Origin of the sequence: Rothia sp. HMSC062F03 (assembly GCF_001836905.1) — a bacterium.
Taxonomy (GTDB): domain Bacteria; phylum Actinomycetota; class Actinomycetes; order Actinomycetales; family Micrococcaceae; genus Rothia; species Rothia mucilaginosa_A.
Genome location: NZ_KV830884.1, coordinates 1 through 1,418, shown reverse-complemented (window position 1 = coordinate 1,418; position 1,418 = coordinate 1). Strand labels below are relative to the sequence as shown.

Here is a 1,418-nt window from a genome sequence, read left to right as displayed (position 1 = left end):
GCCGTAGTCTTGACTCACCAAACCAACATTTGCCAATAAATCATCAGGTGATATGTCCTGTACCGACGTACCTCCCATGAGGATGTCTCCACTGGAGGGCTTCAGCATACCCATGAGTGCATTTACTAGGGTTGTCTTTCCCGATCCGCTGGGCCCGACAATACCAATCATCTGCCCGGGACCGAAAGTGAGATTGATGTTTTTAAGAGCGAAAGAATCAGCTTTTGGATACTGGATAGCAAGATTCCTGATGGAAACGCTGGAAATCTCGAGGTAGGTATCGGCAACCGGATTTTTCTGCCCGGGCTGTGCGCTAGAAATAAACTTTCGATATACATCAATTGCGTTTGACCCCGCCGCCATCGAGCTAAGGTCGCTTCCCATCGAGCCAAGCGAGACTATAGCCGAGGTAATACCTATAACAGCTCCAGCAAGAACACCGGGAGCCGGCGACGAGGTGGCTAGAAGAATAAGGGCTAAAGCTAGCAATGCAGCGCTTATAAAACCAATAATTGTATATATTCTGAGGATGTAACGAGCTAGGCTGATTTCCTCCTCACCGGATTTTTTCCGTTCTTGATTAGCACGATGCGCAAAGAACGACCGAGCATTAAGAATTGCAAGCTCACGAGCAGTAGTTATTTGTGCAATCTGGTTAGTGCTATGCCACGCGTTGTAGCTATATGAATATATTTTTTCCATTGCCTCAGCATTCTTACTCGAATAGAGATGTGACATCAAGGCAACAGGAATCATGCCTGCAAGCATGCAGAGTGAAGCATATACATTGATCTTTCCTACGGAATAACTAAGGGCTCCCGTCGAAAAAATGATGAATATCAGAGCACCCATAGTGGAAACTTGAGACCCCAGGCTTCCCCCTGTCACAGCTTCATGAGCTGCCCTTGATGAGCGAGCATAATCACCGCTCGCGATTTCCTGAGAGGAACAAGTCGCCAGACGAGAAGATACGTTCTGAATACCCGTACTTGACATTCGAGAATTTAGAATCATACGCAGAGAGTCTGATGCTTGTCCCAGGGCAATGTATCCTGCCAGCACAAAACTAACCCCCAGCGCTAGCGGGAGCACTTCATCCTGGCTCTGGCCCAAATGCTCAACAAGTCTAGTGACAGCCTCCATCTGCAGAGCAGGGAATAGTGATAGGCACACAACAGACACTAGATAGGAAACGGTCCATACGGGGTGATTTTTGAAAGCATAAACCACGGACCAAACAGTATTAGCCATAATCTTACGCATCTTTATAGCCCCTTTCAGCGGAAGTTTTGCGCCCTGCAGAATCTTCAGAGATCTGATTTTTGAAAATTTCCATAAACTTTCCCTCTGCCTTCAGCAGCTCCCGGTAGGTTCCTTGCTCCACCACACACCCACCATCCAACACCACCACAGAATCA

1 protein-coding gene is annotated in these 1,418 nt (G+C 47.5%); it reads right to left on the bottom strand.

Annotated features, from left to right (window positions below; all coding sequences use genetic code 11):
- Nucleotides 1-1,263 (bottom strand): ATP-binding cassette domain-containing protein (locus tag HMPREF2674_RS09135; protein ID WP_084824434.1); only part of this gene is annotated, 1,263 nt, incomplete at its 3' end.
- Between the last annotated feature and the right edge of the window lie 155 nt (nt 1,264-1,418).